Source organism: Halodesulfovibrio spirochaetisodalis, from assembly GCF_001672295.1.
In the GTDB taxonomy this organism is placed as follows: domain Bacteria; phylum Desulfobacterota; class Desulfovibrionia; order Desulfovibrionales; family Desulfovibrionaceae; genus Halodesulfovibrio; species Halodesulfovibrio spirochaetisodalis.
The window spans coordinates 23,079-37,973 of record NZ_JXMS01000016.1 but is presented as its reverse complement, the minus strand read 5'-3'; the positions used below and the strand labels follow the sequence as shown (position 1 = coordinate 37,973).

Below are 14,895 nucleotides of genomic sequence, written 5' to 3'. Positions count from 1 at the left end.
TCTATACAACAACTTTTATTTTTATTTGGTATACTGACGCCTTACAAGCTCACTCTCTTACTTCCACTTCTCGCGTAAGGACCCGCATGCACGATTACGAAACCATATTCTTCGCCTTTGGACTCACACTCTTTGCCGGTTTAGCAACGGGCATCGGCTCTATTCTTGCGTTTTTCACTAAGAAGACAAACACTGGTTTTCTTTCTGTTGCACTGGGATTCTCAGCTGGAGTCATGCTGTATGTTTCTTTCATAGAAATTTTTGTCAAAGCAAAAGTGGAGCTACAATCAGAACTGGGAGAAGTAGCCGGAACATGGGTGACTGTGGCTGCTTTTTTTGGCGGAATCCTGCTCATCGGCATCATCGACAGACTTGTTCCGAGTGAAGAAAACCCGCATGAAGTGCGGAAAATTGAAGATATTGAAGATATCGAAAAGCAGTTGGAAGAAGAAGGGACAGAAGAACAGAATAATAAAAAATTACTCAGAATGGGCGTTTTCACCGCGCTTGCAATAGGAATCCACAACTTTCCTGAAGGGCTGGCAACCTTTACAGCAGCGCTCACTGACCCGAATCTTGGATTCGCCATTGCGGTTGCTATTGCTATTCATAACATTCCTGAAGGCATTGCTGTTGCCGTACCTGTCTACTACGCAACAGAAAGCCGTGGCAAAGCCTTCACCCTTTCATTCTTATCCGGCCTTGCAGAACCGGTTGGCGCTCTCATTGGCTACCTGCTGCTCATGCCGTTCCTCACCCCCACTGTATTCGGAGTCATCTTTGCTGCTGTTGCAGGAATTATGGTGTTCATCTCATTGGACGAACTTCTTCCCACAGCGCAGGAATACGGCGAACATCACCTTTCCATATACGGTCTGGTGCTCGGTATGGCAGTTATGGCACTTAGCCTGCTACTTTTTTTGTAGGGCACGTCTCACCATAGCGGCCTGCGCCATGCGCCATACGGTTCACATTTGCCTCTTCATATGAATCAAGCGTGTACAACCGAATTTTATTGGAACGCGGAAACTCTTTTTTCAAAAGAGTCTTCAGGAGACGCTTTACTTTATCCGCAGTCTGGTTTTCCCATACTTCCTGATAAAAGCCGTCTTCCACAACACGAAACGAGTCTTCCCCGCAGCAGATAATCACAACAGAACGGTTGCGCTTGAACGAACGCATATCCACGCACTGCCCGACCTTCAACTTCTTCATGCGCTTTAATACTGATTCAATTGAAGTCTGTTTACTCGTCATTCATATCTCCACTGTCTGCCGCTGGTACCTTCAAAAAACAACCAGTGCCAAATAAAACATGTTTAAGGCAACACGCCCTCGATACCAAGCAGGTACCGTTTCATAGTCAGCCCCTGTCCAGAAAAACCGCCAATGCCTGAAGCTGCCACCACCCGATGACAGGGAATGATCAGCGGCCACCGGTTACGAGCCATAATCTGCCCTACACCGCGTGCCGCATTCGGGCTTCCAGCCAGAGCGGCAAGCTCACCGTAGGAAAGCGTTTCCCCGTAGGGAACCTGCATCAAAGCAGTAAGAACCTTTTGACCAAATGGTGTCATTTTTTCAAGTGCAAAAGAAATGTCCGGCCACTGTACTTTTACTCCGGATTCATACTGTAACAGACACTGCTGCAATTCTTCTGCAGTATTGGATAATTTAGCAGAACTTTTCTCACCTTCTGCCCAAAGCAGTGAAAGCTCTACCAGCCTATCATCCTGCCAGTTAAGAATAAGGCGCAATTTTTTGCCGACAACCTGTTCGACTTCCGGTAACAACATGCCACGCTCCGTATCGGGAATATTATTTACTGTCGCGGCAAAAAGCCCAACTGTTCTGCAACAGCATCATACTCTGCATCCCACTGCTCACGCAATCGTCTCGGCAGGTTTTCTCGTATGGTAAACCACAACGGGATACCTTGCTGTGCGTCAACTTCCTTTCCTTGCCACATGTCGCGGGCAACAAGCTCTGCCATAATTTTATCTACCAGTACACGCTTAGGAGTACCCCAGTGCGGAGCAAGCAACTCACCTTCAAGTGCATCACCAGTCAATCGCTGCACAACAACCGTACTCGGTACCTTAGGAACCGCACGGGCTATCGCATCAATAAACTCGGCTTCTGTCATTGGCGTATATTCACCATTACGCCACATTGTTTCCAGCACTGTATCTTCTGCAACATACAGACTGTGAAACTTAATTCCACGTATCGGAAGTTCGCTTACCATTTCAACAGTCTGTAGAAAATCGTCTATGGTTTCATTGGGCAGCCCTGCAATAAGATGTACACAAACATTAATGTTCCTTTCCGCTGCAAGAGTGACCGCCTGAACGAAATCTTCATAAGAATGACCACGATTTATATGCGTAAGCGTCCGGTCATGCGCCGATTGAAGCCCCAATTCAAGCCAAACCTCATCCAATTGCAGTTTTGCAATGATGTCTAATTTTTCTACATTAATGCAATCGGGCCTTGTGCCGATAGATACTCCCATAACCCCTTGTAAAGATGCGATAGAATCAAGATTTTCAGAGAGTTTTTCCGGAGGCCCATAAGTATTGGAAAAAGACTGCAAATAAGCTATAAACAATCTCGCGTTTTGGGAGCGTGTATACTTGTTATACCAGAAATCCCACTGATCATTCAAATTCATCCCCTGGAGACCCATTCCAGAACCCGAGCCTGAGGGGTTGCAGAAAATGCAACCGGAACTGGAAAGCGTTCCGTCTCTATTAGGGCAGGTCGCCCCGGCATCTAAAGGGATTTTTTGTACGCGTTCTGCAAAACGATAGCGAAAGTAAGTTGCCAATTGGAGATATCTATTCATTTTTTTTTGAATTTTTGCTCTAATTTACGAGTTTTTCAACAGATTATGATGTACCTAGCCACATCAAAGACCAAAGCAAGCGAGAGCACATGGCCAACGCACTAAATTTTCTTCTTGGAATATTTTCCAACGACCTTGCTATCGACCTTGGTACCGCAAACACCTGCGTTTACGTAAAAGGACAAGGCATTGTACTGCGCGAGCCTTCCGTAGTTGCTGTTAAAAAAGACAGCCGCGGCGGCAGCGTTGTACTTGCTGTAGGGCAAGATGCCAAGCGCATGCTTGGACGTACCCCGGGTAACATTCAGGCAATCCGCCCGATGAAAGACGGCGTGATCGCAGATTTCGAAGTTACGGAAGCTATGCTCCGTCATTTCATCACCAAAGTCCACAACTCCCGTCGCCTTGTACGTCCACGAATCATCATTTGTGTTCCAACCGGTATTACTCAGGTTGAAAAACGTGCTGTTAAAGAATCTGCACAGAGTGCAGGCGCACGTGAAGTTTACCTGATTGAAGAACCTATGGCAGCAGCAATCGGTGCAAACCTCCCGATTCAGGAACCTACCTCCAACATGGTAGTTGATATCGGTGGTGGTACAACAGAAGTTGCTGTTATCTCCCTCTCCGGTGTTGTGTACTCCAAATCTGTACGCGTTGGCGGTGACAAAATGGACGAAGCCATTATGACACACGTTAAGCGTAAATACAGCATGCTCATTGGTGAAGCCACCGCAGAAGACATCAAAATTAAAATAGCTTCCGCATACAACATGCCGGAAGAAGAAACCCTCGAAGTAAAAGGCCGCGACCTCGTCACAGGTATTCCGCAGCACATTACCATTACTTCTGAAGAAATCCGTAAAGCCATTGCAGAACAGGTTGACTCCATTGTTCAGGCTGTTCGCATTGCACTTGAGCAGACTCCACCAGAACTTGCAGCGGACATTGTTGACCGCGGTATTGTTCTCACAGGCGGCGGCGCCCTGCTCAAAGGTCTCGATCAGCTCCTGCGTGAAGAGACCTCCCTGCCTATTACCGTTGTGGACGATCCGCTCTCCACAGTTGTAATCGGTACTGGTAGAGCACTTGATAATCTGGATATTTTGAAGGAGGTAACAGTCGATTAACTCCTCAATCAAACGCACTCTTCTTCTCCTGTTCAGCGCTCTTCTTCTGTACCTGCTGCTACTTTCATGGAACATGCGTTCCGGTGCGGTTGACCGGTTTGCTGCCAACACCGGTTTAGAATTTACCGGAGCAGTATTAAAGCCCGGTAAATGGGTAGTAAACAACGCTACCGACCTGTGGAATAGATACATCTACCTGCAGGGTGTACAGCAAGAGAACGTCCGGCTCATGGAGCAAGTGGAAAACTTGAGTTTTGCGCTTGCTGATGCCAGAGAAAACGTTGCCGAGTTAAAACGACTTAGGGCACTCATGCACCTGTCTCCGCCACCGGAATGGAACAGGGTCGCTGCCCGTGTGCTTTCATACAGAATCGGGGTACAGGCCGAACTGGACTCTATCATCCTTGATAAGGGCTTCATGGACGGCGCAGATAAGAATACTCCTGTGGTCACCCATGAAGGAGTTGTGGGGCGTGTAATCAAAGCAGGTCCTACCACCTCTTCCGCGTTGCTGCTCACTGATATGAACAGCCGTATCGCTGTTATCAGCAGCAATAACCGGACACGCGGCCTGCTTGTAGGTTCCGGCAACCGTGATGAGTTGCACTTGAAGTATGTCCCTATCAACGCTCAGCTTGAAGAGGGAGAACTGCTTGTAACCTCCGGTCTTGCAGGAGCGTACCCGAAGGGTCTGCCTATTGCCAGAATCGTCTCCGTTGCGCATTCAGACATTTCACTGTTCAAAACAGTGAAGGCTGTGCCGCTTGCGAGCCTTGGCAATCTTGAAGAAATTATCTTGCTTCAGGCACCTCTTACTCCGGTCGTAACTGAAGCGGCGCTTCAGACCAATGAACAGTCCTCTTCAGAACCTACAAAACAGAATGCAACGAATTAGCACTGTTTTCACACACGGACAGGGTAATGCGAAAAAGTAGGCGCCCACTTATTAAAAATATCCTCTGGTGGCTCGGCTATACAGTTGTAGCCATCTGGATGCAGTTTGCAATCGCAGGTGTGGATTTTTTCATGCCTGCGGTTATCTGCTCAATGCAGGAAGAAAAACCCCGTCAGACATTCTGGTTAATCACCATGTTTGCTCTCATTCAGGAAGGAACAGGAGCCATGTCCTTCGGCTCATCCACGCTCTGGTATTGTTCCGCACTCATCCTGATGCATTATGGCCGCTGGATGTTTGACGCAAATAACTTCTTTTTTATCGTTCTGGTCTCGTGCGCGCTGGGAGTCTGGAACGTCTGCCTTACACTGCTTATGGCAAACCTGCAGACGTTTCAGGTAAATATGCAGCTGCTCATTGCTGACAGCTGCCTGCTTGCCGGCCTCATTCCTCTTGTATGGCTCGTTCTGTACTCATTCCGCCAAGGATTCCTGCGTAATGTCAATGCAACTTGATCCGGAAGGATACCAACCACCAAAGGCTGGATTATGGCTGTTGCAAGGGCTTGTTTTACTGCTCTTCCTCATCTTTTTGCTCAGATTCTGGTACCTTCAGGTTCACCACGGCGAAGATTTTGCTAAAAAAGCCAGAGACAACCGTATCCGGCAGGCACAGATCTACGCTCCCCGCGGCTTACTTCGTGCACGCAACGGCGAACTTCTCGCCGAAAACCGCCCTGCATACGGTCTCGGTATCGTGCGTGAAGACGTAAAAGATATTGATGCCACCCTGAAGCAAATCAGTCTTTGGACAGACGTTCCCCTTAAAAAGATCGAAAAGCGCTACAAAAAGAGTCGAAGACGCGCCAAAGCGTTCGAACCTATGCTGCTTGTACCTACCATCGACTTTTCCCAGCTTGCCACCATTGAAGCAAACTCACTGGACTGGCCGGGAATCGTTGTCATGACTCGTCCGCAGCGATTCTACCCAGAGGGAGAGCTGTTTGCTCATATCCTCGGGTACGTTTCTGAAGCGAACGAAAAAGAACTGGAAAAAAACAAAGAACTGGATCTTGGCGACACCGTCGGCAAACAGGGTCTCGAGCTGATTCGTGAAGACACTCTGCGCGGCACCAAAGGCCTGCGCCAGATGGAAGTGGATATTTCAGGTCGTGAGTACAACTCACAGACACTGGAAGAACCAACCGCTGGGTCGTCCGTTAACCTGTCCATTGACCTCGGTTTGCAGCGACTTGCTGCAAAACAACTTGAAGGACAGGCAGGCTGCATCGTTGTTATGGATCCGGATACCGGCGAACTCTACGCACTGGTAACAACACCAAGTTTTGATCCTAATGCATTCACCCGCGGCTTGAGCCACAAAGAATGGGGCGCTTTACGCGACAACCCAAAATTTCCGCTCCAGAACCGCGTCATCCAATCCGTATACCCTCCGGCTTCTATCTGGAAGCTACTCATGGCAGGTTTGTACCTGCAGGAAGGTATCGACCCGAATGAAACCGTCAATTGTACCGGTAAACATAAACTGGGCAACCACACGTTCCGCTGCTGGAAAAAGTGGGGGCACGGGCCGCAGAATCTGACGGAAGCACTGGTACACTCCTGCGACGTCTATTTCTATGAAATGGGTCAACGGATCGGCATTGATAAAATCGAAGCCTTTGCGCGTAAGAACGGATTTGGAAAACAGACAGGCATTGACCTACCACACGAACGTTCCGGCCTTGTGCCTTCCAAAGCATGGAAGCGTAAGCGCTTCAACCAGCCTTGGCAGGGTGGTGAAACTGTTATTACGTCCATCGGACAGGGCTTTACGCTGGTTACTCCGGTTCAGATTGCCGTCTTTATATCCTCACTTCTCAATGAGAACGGTGAGCTTCTTAAACCTAACCTGTTTAAAGGTGCCCCGAAGTCAGTTAAAGCTACTTCGCCGCTGACCGAGACACAGCGTGGCTTCATTGTTAAGGCAATGCAGGAAACTGTAGAAGCCAAACGCGGCACAGGCCGTATCCTGCGAACCGACAAAGCAGTTGTCGGAGCTAAGACAGGTACTGCGCAGGTTATGAAGCTTAAAATTGATGCAGACGACAACCGCTTAAAAAATGAAGACCTTGAATACTGGCAGCGTGACCACGCATGGATGGCTGCCTGGGCAAAATTCAATAATAAAAAATATGTTGTTGTAGCTATGGTTGAGCATGGCGGCGGCGGTTCTTCCACCGCTGGGCCGATTGTCCGTAACATTCTGAATTACATCTATGAGACTCAGAAATGATCGCATTTGACAGACGACTACTCACTCATATGAACTGGGGATTGCTGTTCAGCACAATTCTGCTGTTCACTATCGGGGTTCTCAACCTCTACTCTGCCAGCGCGTTCATGTCTCAGGAAGGTATGGCTGTTACAGCCTATTACCAGAAACAGCTCCTCTGGGGTGTAATCGGGTTCGGTGTCCTTATCCTTTCTGTCGTTGTTGACTACAGACACTTGAAAAGTCTGGCCTGGCCGCTCTTCATACTGACAATCATAACGCTCATACTGGTTCCGGTAGCCGGAAAAACCATTTACGGCGCTCGCCGTTGGCTTGATCTCGGCTTTTTTAACTTTCAACCGAGTGAACTGGCTAAAATTTCCACCATCGTTATTACTGCACGGCTTCTTTCCCGTTCTGCTCATCCGCTGGACTGGAAGGAACTTTTCATCATGCTCGCCATTTGCTCCATTCCGGCAGGTCTTATCCTGACACAGCCGGATCTTGGAACAACACTGAACATGTTGCTCAACGTGGGTGGAATCATTTTATTCAGGGGACTTACCAGACGGGTTTTTAAAACCTGCGCAGTGGTTATCCCGTCACTTATTCCGGTAGCATGGTTCTGCATGCTCGACTATCAGAGACAGCGCGTTCTCACCTTCCTTAATCCGGGAGATGACCCGCTGGGTGCAGGATACCAGATTATTCAATCGCAAATTGCTATCGGCTCCGGTCAGATTACAGGAAAAGGATTCCTCGGCGGTACACAGTCACAGTTGCGTTTTTTACCGGAAAAGCATACGGATTTTGCAATTGCTGTGTTCGGGGAGGAATGGGGATTTATCGGCTGCCTTTTATTGCTGTCTCTTTTCTGCCTCTTCCTGCTGGCTATTTTTACCACCAGTCGAGATGCTAAAGACCGTTTCGGGTCTTTTCTCTCCGCCGGAGTGTTCTTTTACTTCTTCTGGCAGTTTCTCATCAACATGGGCATGGTGATGGGTCTTATGCCGGTAGTTGGTATTCCGCTACCATTTATCAGCTACGGCGGCAGTGCTACGGTGGTAAACCTGTGCCTTATCGGCCTTGTGTTAAATGTTTCGATGCGACGATTTGTTTTTAAAACAGATTAACCTGTTATACGATTTTTTTTGATGCGCAACGTGCGTGAGTAGAAAGGAGTCTCCCATGGCCAAAGACGAAATCAATGCCTTTTTAGGTTCAGGCACCATTTACGAAGGTAAGCTTAACTTTCAAGGGTCTGTACGTATCGACGGTAACTTTACCGGCGAAGTTTTTTCCGAAGGCACTCTGGTAGTTGGCAAAGACGCCATTATGAAAGGGCAGATCCGCGTAAGCCAAATGATTCTTTCAGGAAACATCACCGGTGAAGTATACGCCACTGAGCGTGTTGTGCTGCACAAAACAGCCAACCTCGTAGGCACACTGCACACCCCTGCTCTTGTAATGGAAGAAGGTGCTAAAGTGGAAGGTCAAATCTCCATGAACAGTAAGCCTGAAGCTGCTGCAAAACCTGCTCCTGCCAAGCCTGCTGCATAGTACACTCTGCTATTCATGATTTTTGATAAAAAAACCGCCTGATGGCGGTTTTTTTATTCGCTCAAAACGCCCGTCCGCTCCAGACTCCCGCATTATATTTTTTTGCACATTTTCCTTGTGCAATAATGCGCTTCTGCGTAACCCATCAAACTCGCATAGTTATACTGCAAAAAGCTCGTCACTTACCGTGAACTTTTTTCATTAAGCTACGATTATCAAGCCCTCGCGGACGACTGTTTAATTACACAGTAACCCTTTTTTTTAAAAAAGGTTTTGACACAACATAGTGAATCAGCTAATTCGGAAACGACTTTGAGCTTAAATTCACAACCTCACCAAGGGAGCAGGCATGATCGATTTGGATATTACGTTACTTATCCAATTGGTGAACTTCCTCATCGTGCTGGTTGGCTTGAACGCACTCCTGATCCGCCCCATCCGGGAGATTATCAAGCAACGCCAGGACAAAATGTTAGGGTTGCTTGGCGACGCCGAACAGTTCGTCGAAGCCTCTGACTCCAAAATCAAGAACTACGAGAACGCTCTTGCTGACGCGCGCAAAGCAGCTGTTGCTGAACGCGAAAAAGTTAAAGAGGCCGCTCTCGCTCAGGAAGCAGACATTGTAGCCAAGGCAACCGCAGACGCCCAGGCATCTATCGCTGCATCCAGAGAGAAAGTCGCTACCGACGTAGCAACAGCAATGGCCAGTCTGAAAGGGCAAGTGGGCGCTCTTGCAGAACAAACCATGGCTAAAGTGCTCGGATAGCCGCGTAAGCGTTGAAGGAGGGTTCGCTTTGAACAAGCTGAGAACTATTGCTGGTGCATCGGCGCTGGTACTGCTTATGGCAGGTACAGCGTTCGCTCAAGCCGGCGGACATGACATACCGTGGGATAACTTCGCATACCGCGTAATTACCCTCGCAGTCGTACTCGGCATCATCTGGTATGCAGGTGGAAGCAAGATCAAAGCCTTCTTTAGTGGTCGCGCAAGCGGCATTGAAGAAGAGCTGATATCTCTTGAAACTCGCAAAGCAGATGCAAAAGCCAAGCTAGCTGATGTTGAACAGCGCATTGCAAACATGGATGCAGAAGCCCAGAGCATCCTTGATGAATACCGTAAACAGGGTGAAGCAGCTCAGGCTGCTATCATTGAGCGTGCTGAAAAGTCCGCTGCCCAGATTACGGAACAGGCAAGCAAAGCTGCTGAGAACGAAGTAAAGCAGGCAATGGAGCAGATGCGTGAAGAAATGGCAGATCTTGTTGCCGAAGCTGCTGAGCAGATGATTGCTAAGAAGCTCGACAAGAAAAGCCACGAAGCGCTCATCGATAAATACTTAACTAAGGTGGTGCTCAGTTGACCGGTAACATCATAGCAAGAAGATACGCCAGGGCGCTATTTTCTCTTGGCAAAAAGGCCGGCTCTAAAGAGCTGAATGCCTACGGCAAGGAGCTTGATGCACTGGCTGGAGTGATCAAGAGCACACCTGAGCTTGGCAAAATATTCCGTAATCCAATCATTTCCGTAGAGGAAAAGAAAGCTGTATTGGCTTCTTTGTTGGATAAAGGAGAGGTAAGCGTTATTGTCCGCAACTTCTGCAATTTGCTCGCGGACAAAGACCGTCTTACTGCCATTCCGGAAATTCAAGCCTTTTACAATGTTCTGCTTGATGCCGATCAGGGTGTTGTTCGCGGTGAGCTTATTACCGCAATCAAACTTCCAAAGGCCAAGTGCGATAAAGTAAAATCCCAATTGGAAAAACAGGCTGGCCAGAAGCTGTTCCTGTCTTTCAGTACTGACAAGTCCATTCTCGGCGGCGTTGTTCTGAAAGTAGGCGACAAGGTACTCGACGCTAGCCTCAGAGCACAGCTGGGTATCTTGAAAGAAAACATCAAGAGGGGTGAGTAGGGCCATGCAGATTAAAGCAGAAGAAATCTCCCAAATTATTGAAAGCCAGATCGAGAATTACGAGCAGCGCGTAGAAATGAGCGAAACCGGTACCGTACTTTACGTTGGTGACGGTATTGCTCGTGTATACGGTGTTCGTAACGCTATGGCCATGGAGCTGCTGGAATTCCCAGGCGGCCTTATGGGCATGGTTCTTAACCTCGAAGAAGACAACGTTGGTGTTGCTCTTCTTGGCGACGATACAGGCGTTAAGGAAGGCGATCCGGTAAAACGTACCGGTCAGATCTTCTCCGTACCAGTTGGTGACGAAGTTATGGGTCGCGTTTTGAACCCGCTTGGTCAGCCACTTGACGGCCTTGGACCAGTAGAAGCTGCAGAAGTTCGTCCTGTAGAACTTAAAGCTCCTGGTATCATCGCACGTAAATCCGTTCACGAGCCAATGCCTACAGGTATTAAAGCTATTGACGCTATGACCCCGGTAGGTCGTGGTCAGCGTGAACTGGTTATCGGTGACCGTCAGGTTGGTAAAACAGCTGTTTGTCTCGACGCTATTCTTGCACAGAAAAATACAGACATTCACTGCTTCTACGTAGCTATCGGTCAGAAAAAATCTACCGTTGCTCTTGTAGCAGATACCCTTAAGAAGCACGGCGCGATGGAATACACAACCATCATCTCCGCTACCGCTTCTGAGCCGGCACCACTGCAGTTCATCGCTGCATACACCGGTTGTACCATGGCTGAGCACTACCGTGACAACGGCAAACACGCTCTCATCGTATACGATGACCTGTCCAAACAGGCTACTGCGTACCGCCAGATGTCTCTCTTGCTCCGTCGCCCTCCAGGACGTGAAGCGTTCCCGGGTGACGTATTCTACCTGCACTCCAGACTTCTTGAGCGTGCAGCTAAAGTTAACGACGATCTCGGCGCTGGTTCCATGACTGCTCTGCCTATCATTGAAACTCAGGCCGGTGACGTATCTGCATACATTCCTACCAACGTAATTTCCATTACTGACGGTCAGGTATATCTTGAGCCTAACCTCTTCAACGCCGGTATCCGCCCTGCGATTAACGTAGGTCTTTCTGTATCCCGAGTTGGTGGTGCTGCTCAGATTAAAGCTATGAAGCAGGTTGCAGGTACAATGCGTCTTGATCTTGCTCAGTACCGTGAACTCGCAGCGTTTGCTCAGTTCGGTTCTGACCTTGATAAAGCAACACAGGCTAAACTGAATCGTGGTGCCCGTCTCGTTGAGCTGCTCAAGCAGCCTCAGTACGAGCCAATGGAATTCTGCGAGCAGGTTTCTTCTATGTATGCTGCTACTCGTGGCTTCATGGATGACGTTGAAGTTGATAAAATTCGTGATTTCGAATCCGGATTGCTCGACTTCCTGCGTTCTTCCAAGTCCGACATTCTTGCTGACCTTAAAGATCGTGAAGTCATTGACGACGATATTGAAGGTCGCCTGAAAGCCGCTATTGACGAGTTCAAAAAAAGCTTTAGCGCTTAAGGATTGGAGGTAGTTTATGCCTTCATTGAAAGATGTCCAACTACAGATTGCCGGGGTTAAGAAAACCAAGCAGATTACAAAAGCAATGAACATGGTTGCTTCTGCTAAACTGCGTGGTGCCCAGTCCCGTATCGAGCGTTTCCGCCCTTACGCAGAAAAGTTCTACGATATGCTGGGTGATCTTGCCAGCAAGGCAGACGAGAATGCGCATCCACTGCTTGAAGTCCGTGAGGAAATCAAGACTTGTGCGATTGTGCTTGCAACTTCCGACCGCGGACTTTGCGGCAGCTTTAACGCAGGCCTTATTTCCAAGGCTGAAAAGCTTGCCAAAGCAAAAGCTGCGGAAGGTAAAGACGTTAAATTCTACTGCGTCGGTAAGAAAGGTCGCGATTTTGCGCAAAAATCCGAGTTTGACCTTGTAAAAGGCTACCCGGATTCCATGGGCAATTTTGACTTCTCTCTTGCCAACGAGCTGGGAATGGAAGTTATCCACTCCTACCTCACTGGTGAATTTGATGAAGTTGTACTCATTTACGGCGAGTTCGTAAGCATGGGTAAACAGGTACCTGTTGAACAGCAGATCCTGCCTATGTCCTCTGAAGAAGCACCTGAGGTTGAAGAAGATACCACAGGCGTTAAAAAAGAGTTCATCTACGAACCAGCTGTAGAAGGTCTTCTTGCAGAGCTTCTGCCCCGCTTTATTAAGGTCCAGATTTACCGTGGTCTGCTTGATACTTCTGCATCTGAGCATGCAGCACGTATGGCGGCTATGGATAATGCCACAAAGAACTGTGACGAAATGGTCGACAACCTGACACTTATCTTCAACAAGACCCGTCAGGCCGCCATTACCAGTGACCTCATGGATATTGTCGGTGGCGCTGAAGCGCTGAAAGGATAAGTAAGGGAGCGAATAAGCTATGGCTAACGTAGGTAAAATCGTTCAGGTTATCGGCGCGGTTGTTGATATCGAATTTGCCGATGGCAACCTGCCGAATATTCTGAATGCTGTTAAAATTGATAACCCGAATAACACCGACGCCCCTGTGCTGATTTGTGAAGTAGCACAGCACCTTGGCGACAACGTAGTTCGTACCATCGCGATGGACGCTACTGAAGGTCTTGTTCGTGGTATGGAAGCAACTGACACTGGTGCAGCTATTACTGTACCTGTTGGTGATGCTTCCCTTGGCCGCATCATGAACGTTGTTGGTGTACCAGTGGATGAAATGGGCCCTATTGACGCTAAAAAGCGTATGCCTATTCACCGCCCTGCTCCGGATTTCACCGATCAGGACACCAACGTTGAAGTTCTCGAAACCGGCATTAAAGTTGTAGACCTTCTAATTCCATTCCCTAAGGGTGGTAAAATGGGTCTCTTCGGTGGTGCGGGTGTAGGTAAAACAGTTATCCTCATGGAAATGATTAACAACATCGCTAAGCAGCACGGTGGTATCTCCGTATTCGCTGGTGTTGGTGAGCGTACCCGTGAAGGTAACGACCTTTACCATGAAATGAAAGACGCGGGCGTTCTTGAGAAAGCCGCCCTTGTTTACGGTCAGATGAACGAACCTCCGGGAGCTCGTGCACGTGTTGCGCTGACAGCTCTCACCTGTGCGGAATACTACCGTGATGAAGAGAACCAGGACGTGCTTCTCTTTGTTGACAACATCTTCCGCTTTACTCAGGCTGGTTCCGAAGTATCTGCGCTCCTCGGTCGTATGCCATCTGCGGTAGGTTACCAGCCTACTCTCGGTACTGACCTTGGTGGCCTTCAGGAACGTATTACATCCACAACCAAAGGTTCTATTACCTCTGTTCAGGCTGTATACGTACCTGCTGATGACTTGACTGACCCTGCTCCTGCTACCACATTCTCTCACCTTGACGGTACTCTCGTACTTTCCCGTCAGATTGCGGAACTTGGTATTTACCCAGCGGTAGACCCGCTTGACTCTACCTCCCGTATTCTTGACCCGAACGTTGTAGGTGAAGAACACTACGCTATCGCACGTGAAGTGCAGATGATTCTCCAGAAGTACAAAGATCTTCAGGACATCATCGCAATTCTCGGTATGGACGAACTCTCTGATGATGACCAGCTCGTTGTAGCACGTGCTCGTCGTATTCAGCGTTTCCTTTCCCAGCCGTTCCACGTTGCGGAAGTATTTACCGGTACCCCTGGCGAATACGTTAAACTTGAAGACACCATCAAAGGCTTCCGCGGCATTCTTGATGGTGACTACGACCACATGGCCGAAAACGACTTCTACATGGTCGGCGGCATCGAAATGGCTATCGAGAAGTACAACCAGGGTCAGCAGGCTTAATCCCTAAAAGGAGCTGACTTATGGAAAATACACTTCGTCTCGAAATTGTTACGCCAGATCGGCTCGTACTTAGCGAAGACGTTGACTATGTAGGTGCACCTGGATTCGACGGTGAGTTCGGTATTCTTCCGAATCACATTCCTTTCCTTGCTGCCCTGCAAATCGGTCCTCTGCACTACAACGTTGGCGGACAAACACGTTATGTGTTTATCTCCGGTGGCTTTGCTGAGGTTTCCGAGAACAAAGTGACCGTCCTTGCTGAGGCTGCTGAACGTGCTGAAGATATCGATCTTGGTCGTGCACGTCAGGCTAAGGAGCGTGCTGAGCAGCGCGTGTCCATGGATATGGATTCCGTTGATTACGCTCGTGCACGGGCAGCTCTTGCCCGTTCTCTCCATCGCCTCAAGATGCGTGGTTCTGAATAATATTCAGGCAATTA

Annotated in this window: 17 protein-coding genes; 14 read left to right on the top strand and 3 right to left on the bottom strand. The window is 48.6% G+C overall.

Annotation, left to right across the window (positions count from 1 at the left end):
• Positions 1 to 86: 86 nt before the first annotated feature.
• Complete coding sequence (gene zupT / locus SP90_RS10045) at positions 87 to 926, top strand: zinc transporter ZupT (RefSeq protein WP_066855354.1); 840 nt, start codon at positions 87 to 89, stop codon at positions 924 to 926.
• Here zupT and SP90_RS10040 read toward each other — a convergent pair.
• The 3 genes from SP90_RS10040 to SP90_RS10030 all read right to left on the bottom strand — a co-directional run bounded on the left by SP90_RS10040 (position 904) and on the right by SP90_RS10030 (position 2,848).
• Complete coding sequence (locus SP90_RS10040; protein WP_066855351.1) at positions 904 to 1,257, bottom strand: hypothetical protein; 354 nt, start codon at positions 1,255 to 1,257, stop codon at positions 904 to 906. The genes zupT and SP90_RS10040 overlap by 23 nt on opposite strands.
• Before the next feature lie 62 nt (positions 1,258 to 1,319).
• On the bottom strand, positions 1,320 to 1,796 hold the full coding sequence (locus SP90_RS10035; protein WP_066855348.1) for a methylated-DNA--[protein]-cysteine S-methyltransferase: 477 nt from the start codon (positions 1,794 to 1,796) through the stop codon (positions 1,320 to 1,322).
• 26 nt (positions 1,797 to 1,822) lie between these two features.
• A complete protein-coding gene (locus SP90_RS10030) occupies positions 1,823 to 2,848 on the bottom strand; it encodes a TIGR01212 family radical SAM protein (RefSeq protein WP_066855344.1) in 1,026 nt (341 codons plus the stop codon).
• Between the two features lie 89 nt (positions 2,849 to 2,937).
• Here SP90_RS10030 and SP90_RS10025 point away from each other — a divergent pair, with 89 nt between their 5' ends.
• The 13 genes from SP90_RS10025 to SP90_RS09965 all read left to right on the top strand — a co-directional run bounded on the left by SP90_RS10025 (position 2,938) and on the right by SP90_RS09965 (position 14,881).
• A complete protein-coding gene (locus tag SP90_RS10025; RefSeq protein WP_066855341.1) occupies positions 2,938 to 3,978 on the top strand; it encodes a rod shape-determining protein in 1,041 nt (346 codons plus the stop codon).
• A gap of 73 nt (positions 3,979 to 4,051) precedes the next feature.
• A complete protein-coding gene (mreC, locus tag SP90_RS10020) occupies positions 4,052 to 4,873 on the top strand; it encodes a rod shape-determining protein MreC (protein WP_066855338.1) in 822 nt (273 codons plus the stop codon).
• 26 nt (positions 4,874 to 4,899) lie between these two features.
• Positions 4,900 to 5,388, top strand: coding sequence for a hypothetical protein (locus tag SP90_RS10015; protein WP_066855335.1), 489 nt, complete (start codon positions 4,900 to 4,902; stop codon positions 5,386 to 5,388).
• On the top strand, positions 5,372 to 7,168 hold the full coding sequence (mrdA, locus tag SP90_RS10010) for a penicillin-binding protein 2 (RefSeq protein ID WP_066855331.1): 1,797 nt from the start codon (positions 5,372 to 5,374) through the stop codon (positions 7,166 to 7,168). Before SP90_RS10015 ends, mrdA begins: the two co-directional genes overlap by 17 nt.
• Entirely contained in the window at positions 7,165 to 8,280 is a 1,116-nt protein-coding gene (gene rodA / locus SP90_RS10005) for a rod shape-determining protein RodA (RefSeq protein WP_066855328.1), read from the top strand. Before mrdA ends, rodA begins: the two co-directional genes overlap by 4 nt.
• Positions 8,281 to 8,335: 55 nt before the next feature.
• Positions 8,336 to 8,707: a bactofilin family protein gene (locus SP90_RS10000; RefSeq protein ID WP_066855325.1), complete on the top strand. Its 372-nt coding sequence runs from the start codon at positions 8,336 to 8,338 to the stop codon at positions 8,705 to 8,707.
• Positions 8,708 to 9,056: 349 nt separating this feature from the next.
• A complete protein-coding gene (locus SP90_RS09995; RefSeq protein ID WP_066855322.1) occupies positions 9,057 to 9,473 on the top strand; it encodes an ATP synthase F0 subunit B in 417 nt (138 codons plus the stop codon).
• 28 nt (positions 9,474 to 9,501) lie between these two features.
• The gene (locus SP90_RS09990; RefSeq protein WP_157471239.1) at positions 9,502 to 10,065 is read left to right on the top strand and encodes a F0F1 ATP synthase subunit B family protein; all 564 of its coding nucleotides are present in this window, start codon (positions 9,502 to 9,504) and stop codon (positions 10,063 to 10,065) included.
• The gene (gene atpH, locus SP90_RS09985) at positions 10,062 to 10,613 is read left to right on the top strand and encodes an ATP synthase F1 subunit delta (RefSeq protein ID WP_066855319.1); all 552 of its coding nucleotides are present in this window, start codon (positions 10,062 to 10,064) and stop codon (positions 10,611 to 10,613) included. The genes SP90_RS09990 and atpH overlap by 4 nt, the downstream gene beginning before the upstream one ends.
• A 4-nt stretch (positions 10,614 to 10,617) precedes the next feature.
• Positions 10,618 to 12,126, top strand: coding sequence for a F0F1 ATP synthase subunit alpha (gene atpA, locus SP90_RS09980; RefSeq protein ID WP_066855316.1), 1,509 nt, complete (start codon positions 10,618 to 10,620; stop codon positions 12,124 to 12,126).
• A gap of 16 nt (positions 12,127 to 12,142) precedes the next feature.
• Entirely contained in the window at positions 12,143 to 13,027 is an 885-nt protein-coding gene (locus SP90_RS09975) for a F0F1 ATP synthase subunit gamma (RefSeq protein ID WP_066855313.1), read from the top strand.
• 19 nt (positions 13,028 to 13,046) lie between these two features.
• On the top strand, positions 13,047 to 14,456 hold the full coding sequence (gene atpD, locus SP90_RS09970; RefSeq protein WP_066855309.1) for a F0F1 ATP synthase subunit beta: 1,410 nt from the start codon (positions 13,047 to 13,049) through the stop codon (positions 14,454 to 14,456).
• Positions 14,457 to 14,476: 20 nt separating this feature from the next.
• Positions 14,477 to 14,881, top strand: coding sequence for a F0F1 ATP synthase subunit epsilon (locus SP90_RS09965; RefSeq protein WP_066855306.1), 405 nt, complete (start codon positions 14,477 to 14,479; stop codon positions 14,879 to 14,881).
• Positions 14,882 to 14,895: the final 14 nt, after the last annotated feature.

What these genes read in the sequence shown, in the direction of transcription:
- zupT (WP_066855354.1), top strand. Translation starts at nt 87, where the DNA reads ATGCACGATTACGAAACCATATTCTTCGCCTTTGGACTCACACTCTTT.
- SP90_RS10040 (WP_066855351.1), bottom strand. Translation starts at nt 1,257, where the DNA reads ATGACGAGTAAACAGACTTCAATTGAATCAGTATTAAAGCGCATGAAG.
- SP90_RS10035 (WP_066855348.1), bottom strand. Translation starts at nt 1,796, where the DNA reads ATGTTGTTACCGGAAGTCGAACAGGTTGTCGGCAAAAAATTGCGCCTT.
- SP90_RS10030 (WP_066855344.1), bottom strand. Translation starts at nt 2,848, where the DNA reads ATGAATAGATATCTCCAATTGGCAACTTACTTTCGCTATCGTTTTGCA.
- SP90_RS10025 (WP_066855341.1), top strand. Translation starts at nt 2,938, where the DNA reads ATGGCCAACGCACTAAATTTTCTTCTTGGAATATTTTCCAACGACCTT.
- mreC (WP_066855338.1), top strand. Translation starts at nt 4,052, where the DNA reads ATGCGTTCCGGTGCGGTTGACCGGTTTGCTGCCAACACCGGTTTAGAA.
- SP90_RS10015 (WP_066855335.1), top strand. Translation starts at nt 4,900, where the DNA reads ATGCGAAAAAGTAGGCGCCCACTTATTAAAAATATCCTCTGGTGGCTC.
- mrdA (WP_066855331.1), top strand. Translation starts at nt 5,372, where the DNA reads ATGTCAATGCAACTTGATCCGGAAGGATACCAACCACCAAAGGCTGGA.
- rodA (WP_066855328.1), top strand. Translation starts at nt 7,165, where the DNA reads ATGATCGCATTTGACAGACGACTACTCACTCATATGAACTGGGGATTG.
- SP90_RS10000 (WP_066855325.1), top strand. Translation starts at nt 8,336, where the DNA reads ATGGCCAAAGACGAAATCAATGCCTTTTTAGGTTCAGGCACCATTTAC.
- SP90_RS09995 (WP_066855322.1), top strand. Translation starts at nt 9,057, where the DNA reads ATGATCGATTTGGATATTACGTTACTTATCCAATTGGTGAACTTCCTC.
- atpA (WP_066855316.1), top strand. Translation starts at nt 10,618, where the DNA reads ATGCAGATTAAAGCAGAAGAAATCTCCCAAATTATTGAAAGCCAGATC.
- SP90_RS09975 (WP_066855313.1), top strand. Translation starts at nt 12,143, where the DNA reads ATGCCTTCATTGAAAGATGTCCAACTACAGATTGCCGGGGTTAAGAAA.
- atpD (WP_066855309.1), top strand. Translation starts at nt 13,047, where the DNA reads ATGGCTAACGTAGGTAAAATCGTTCAGGTTATCGGCGCGGTTGTTGAT.
- SP90_RS09965 (WP_066855306.1), top strand. Translation starts at nt 14,477, where the DNA reads ATGGAAAATACACTTCGTCTCGAAATTGTTACGCCAGATCGGCTCGTA.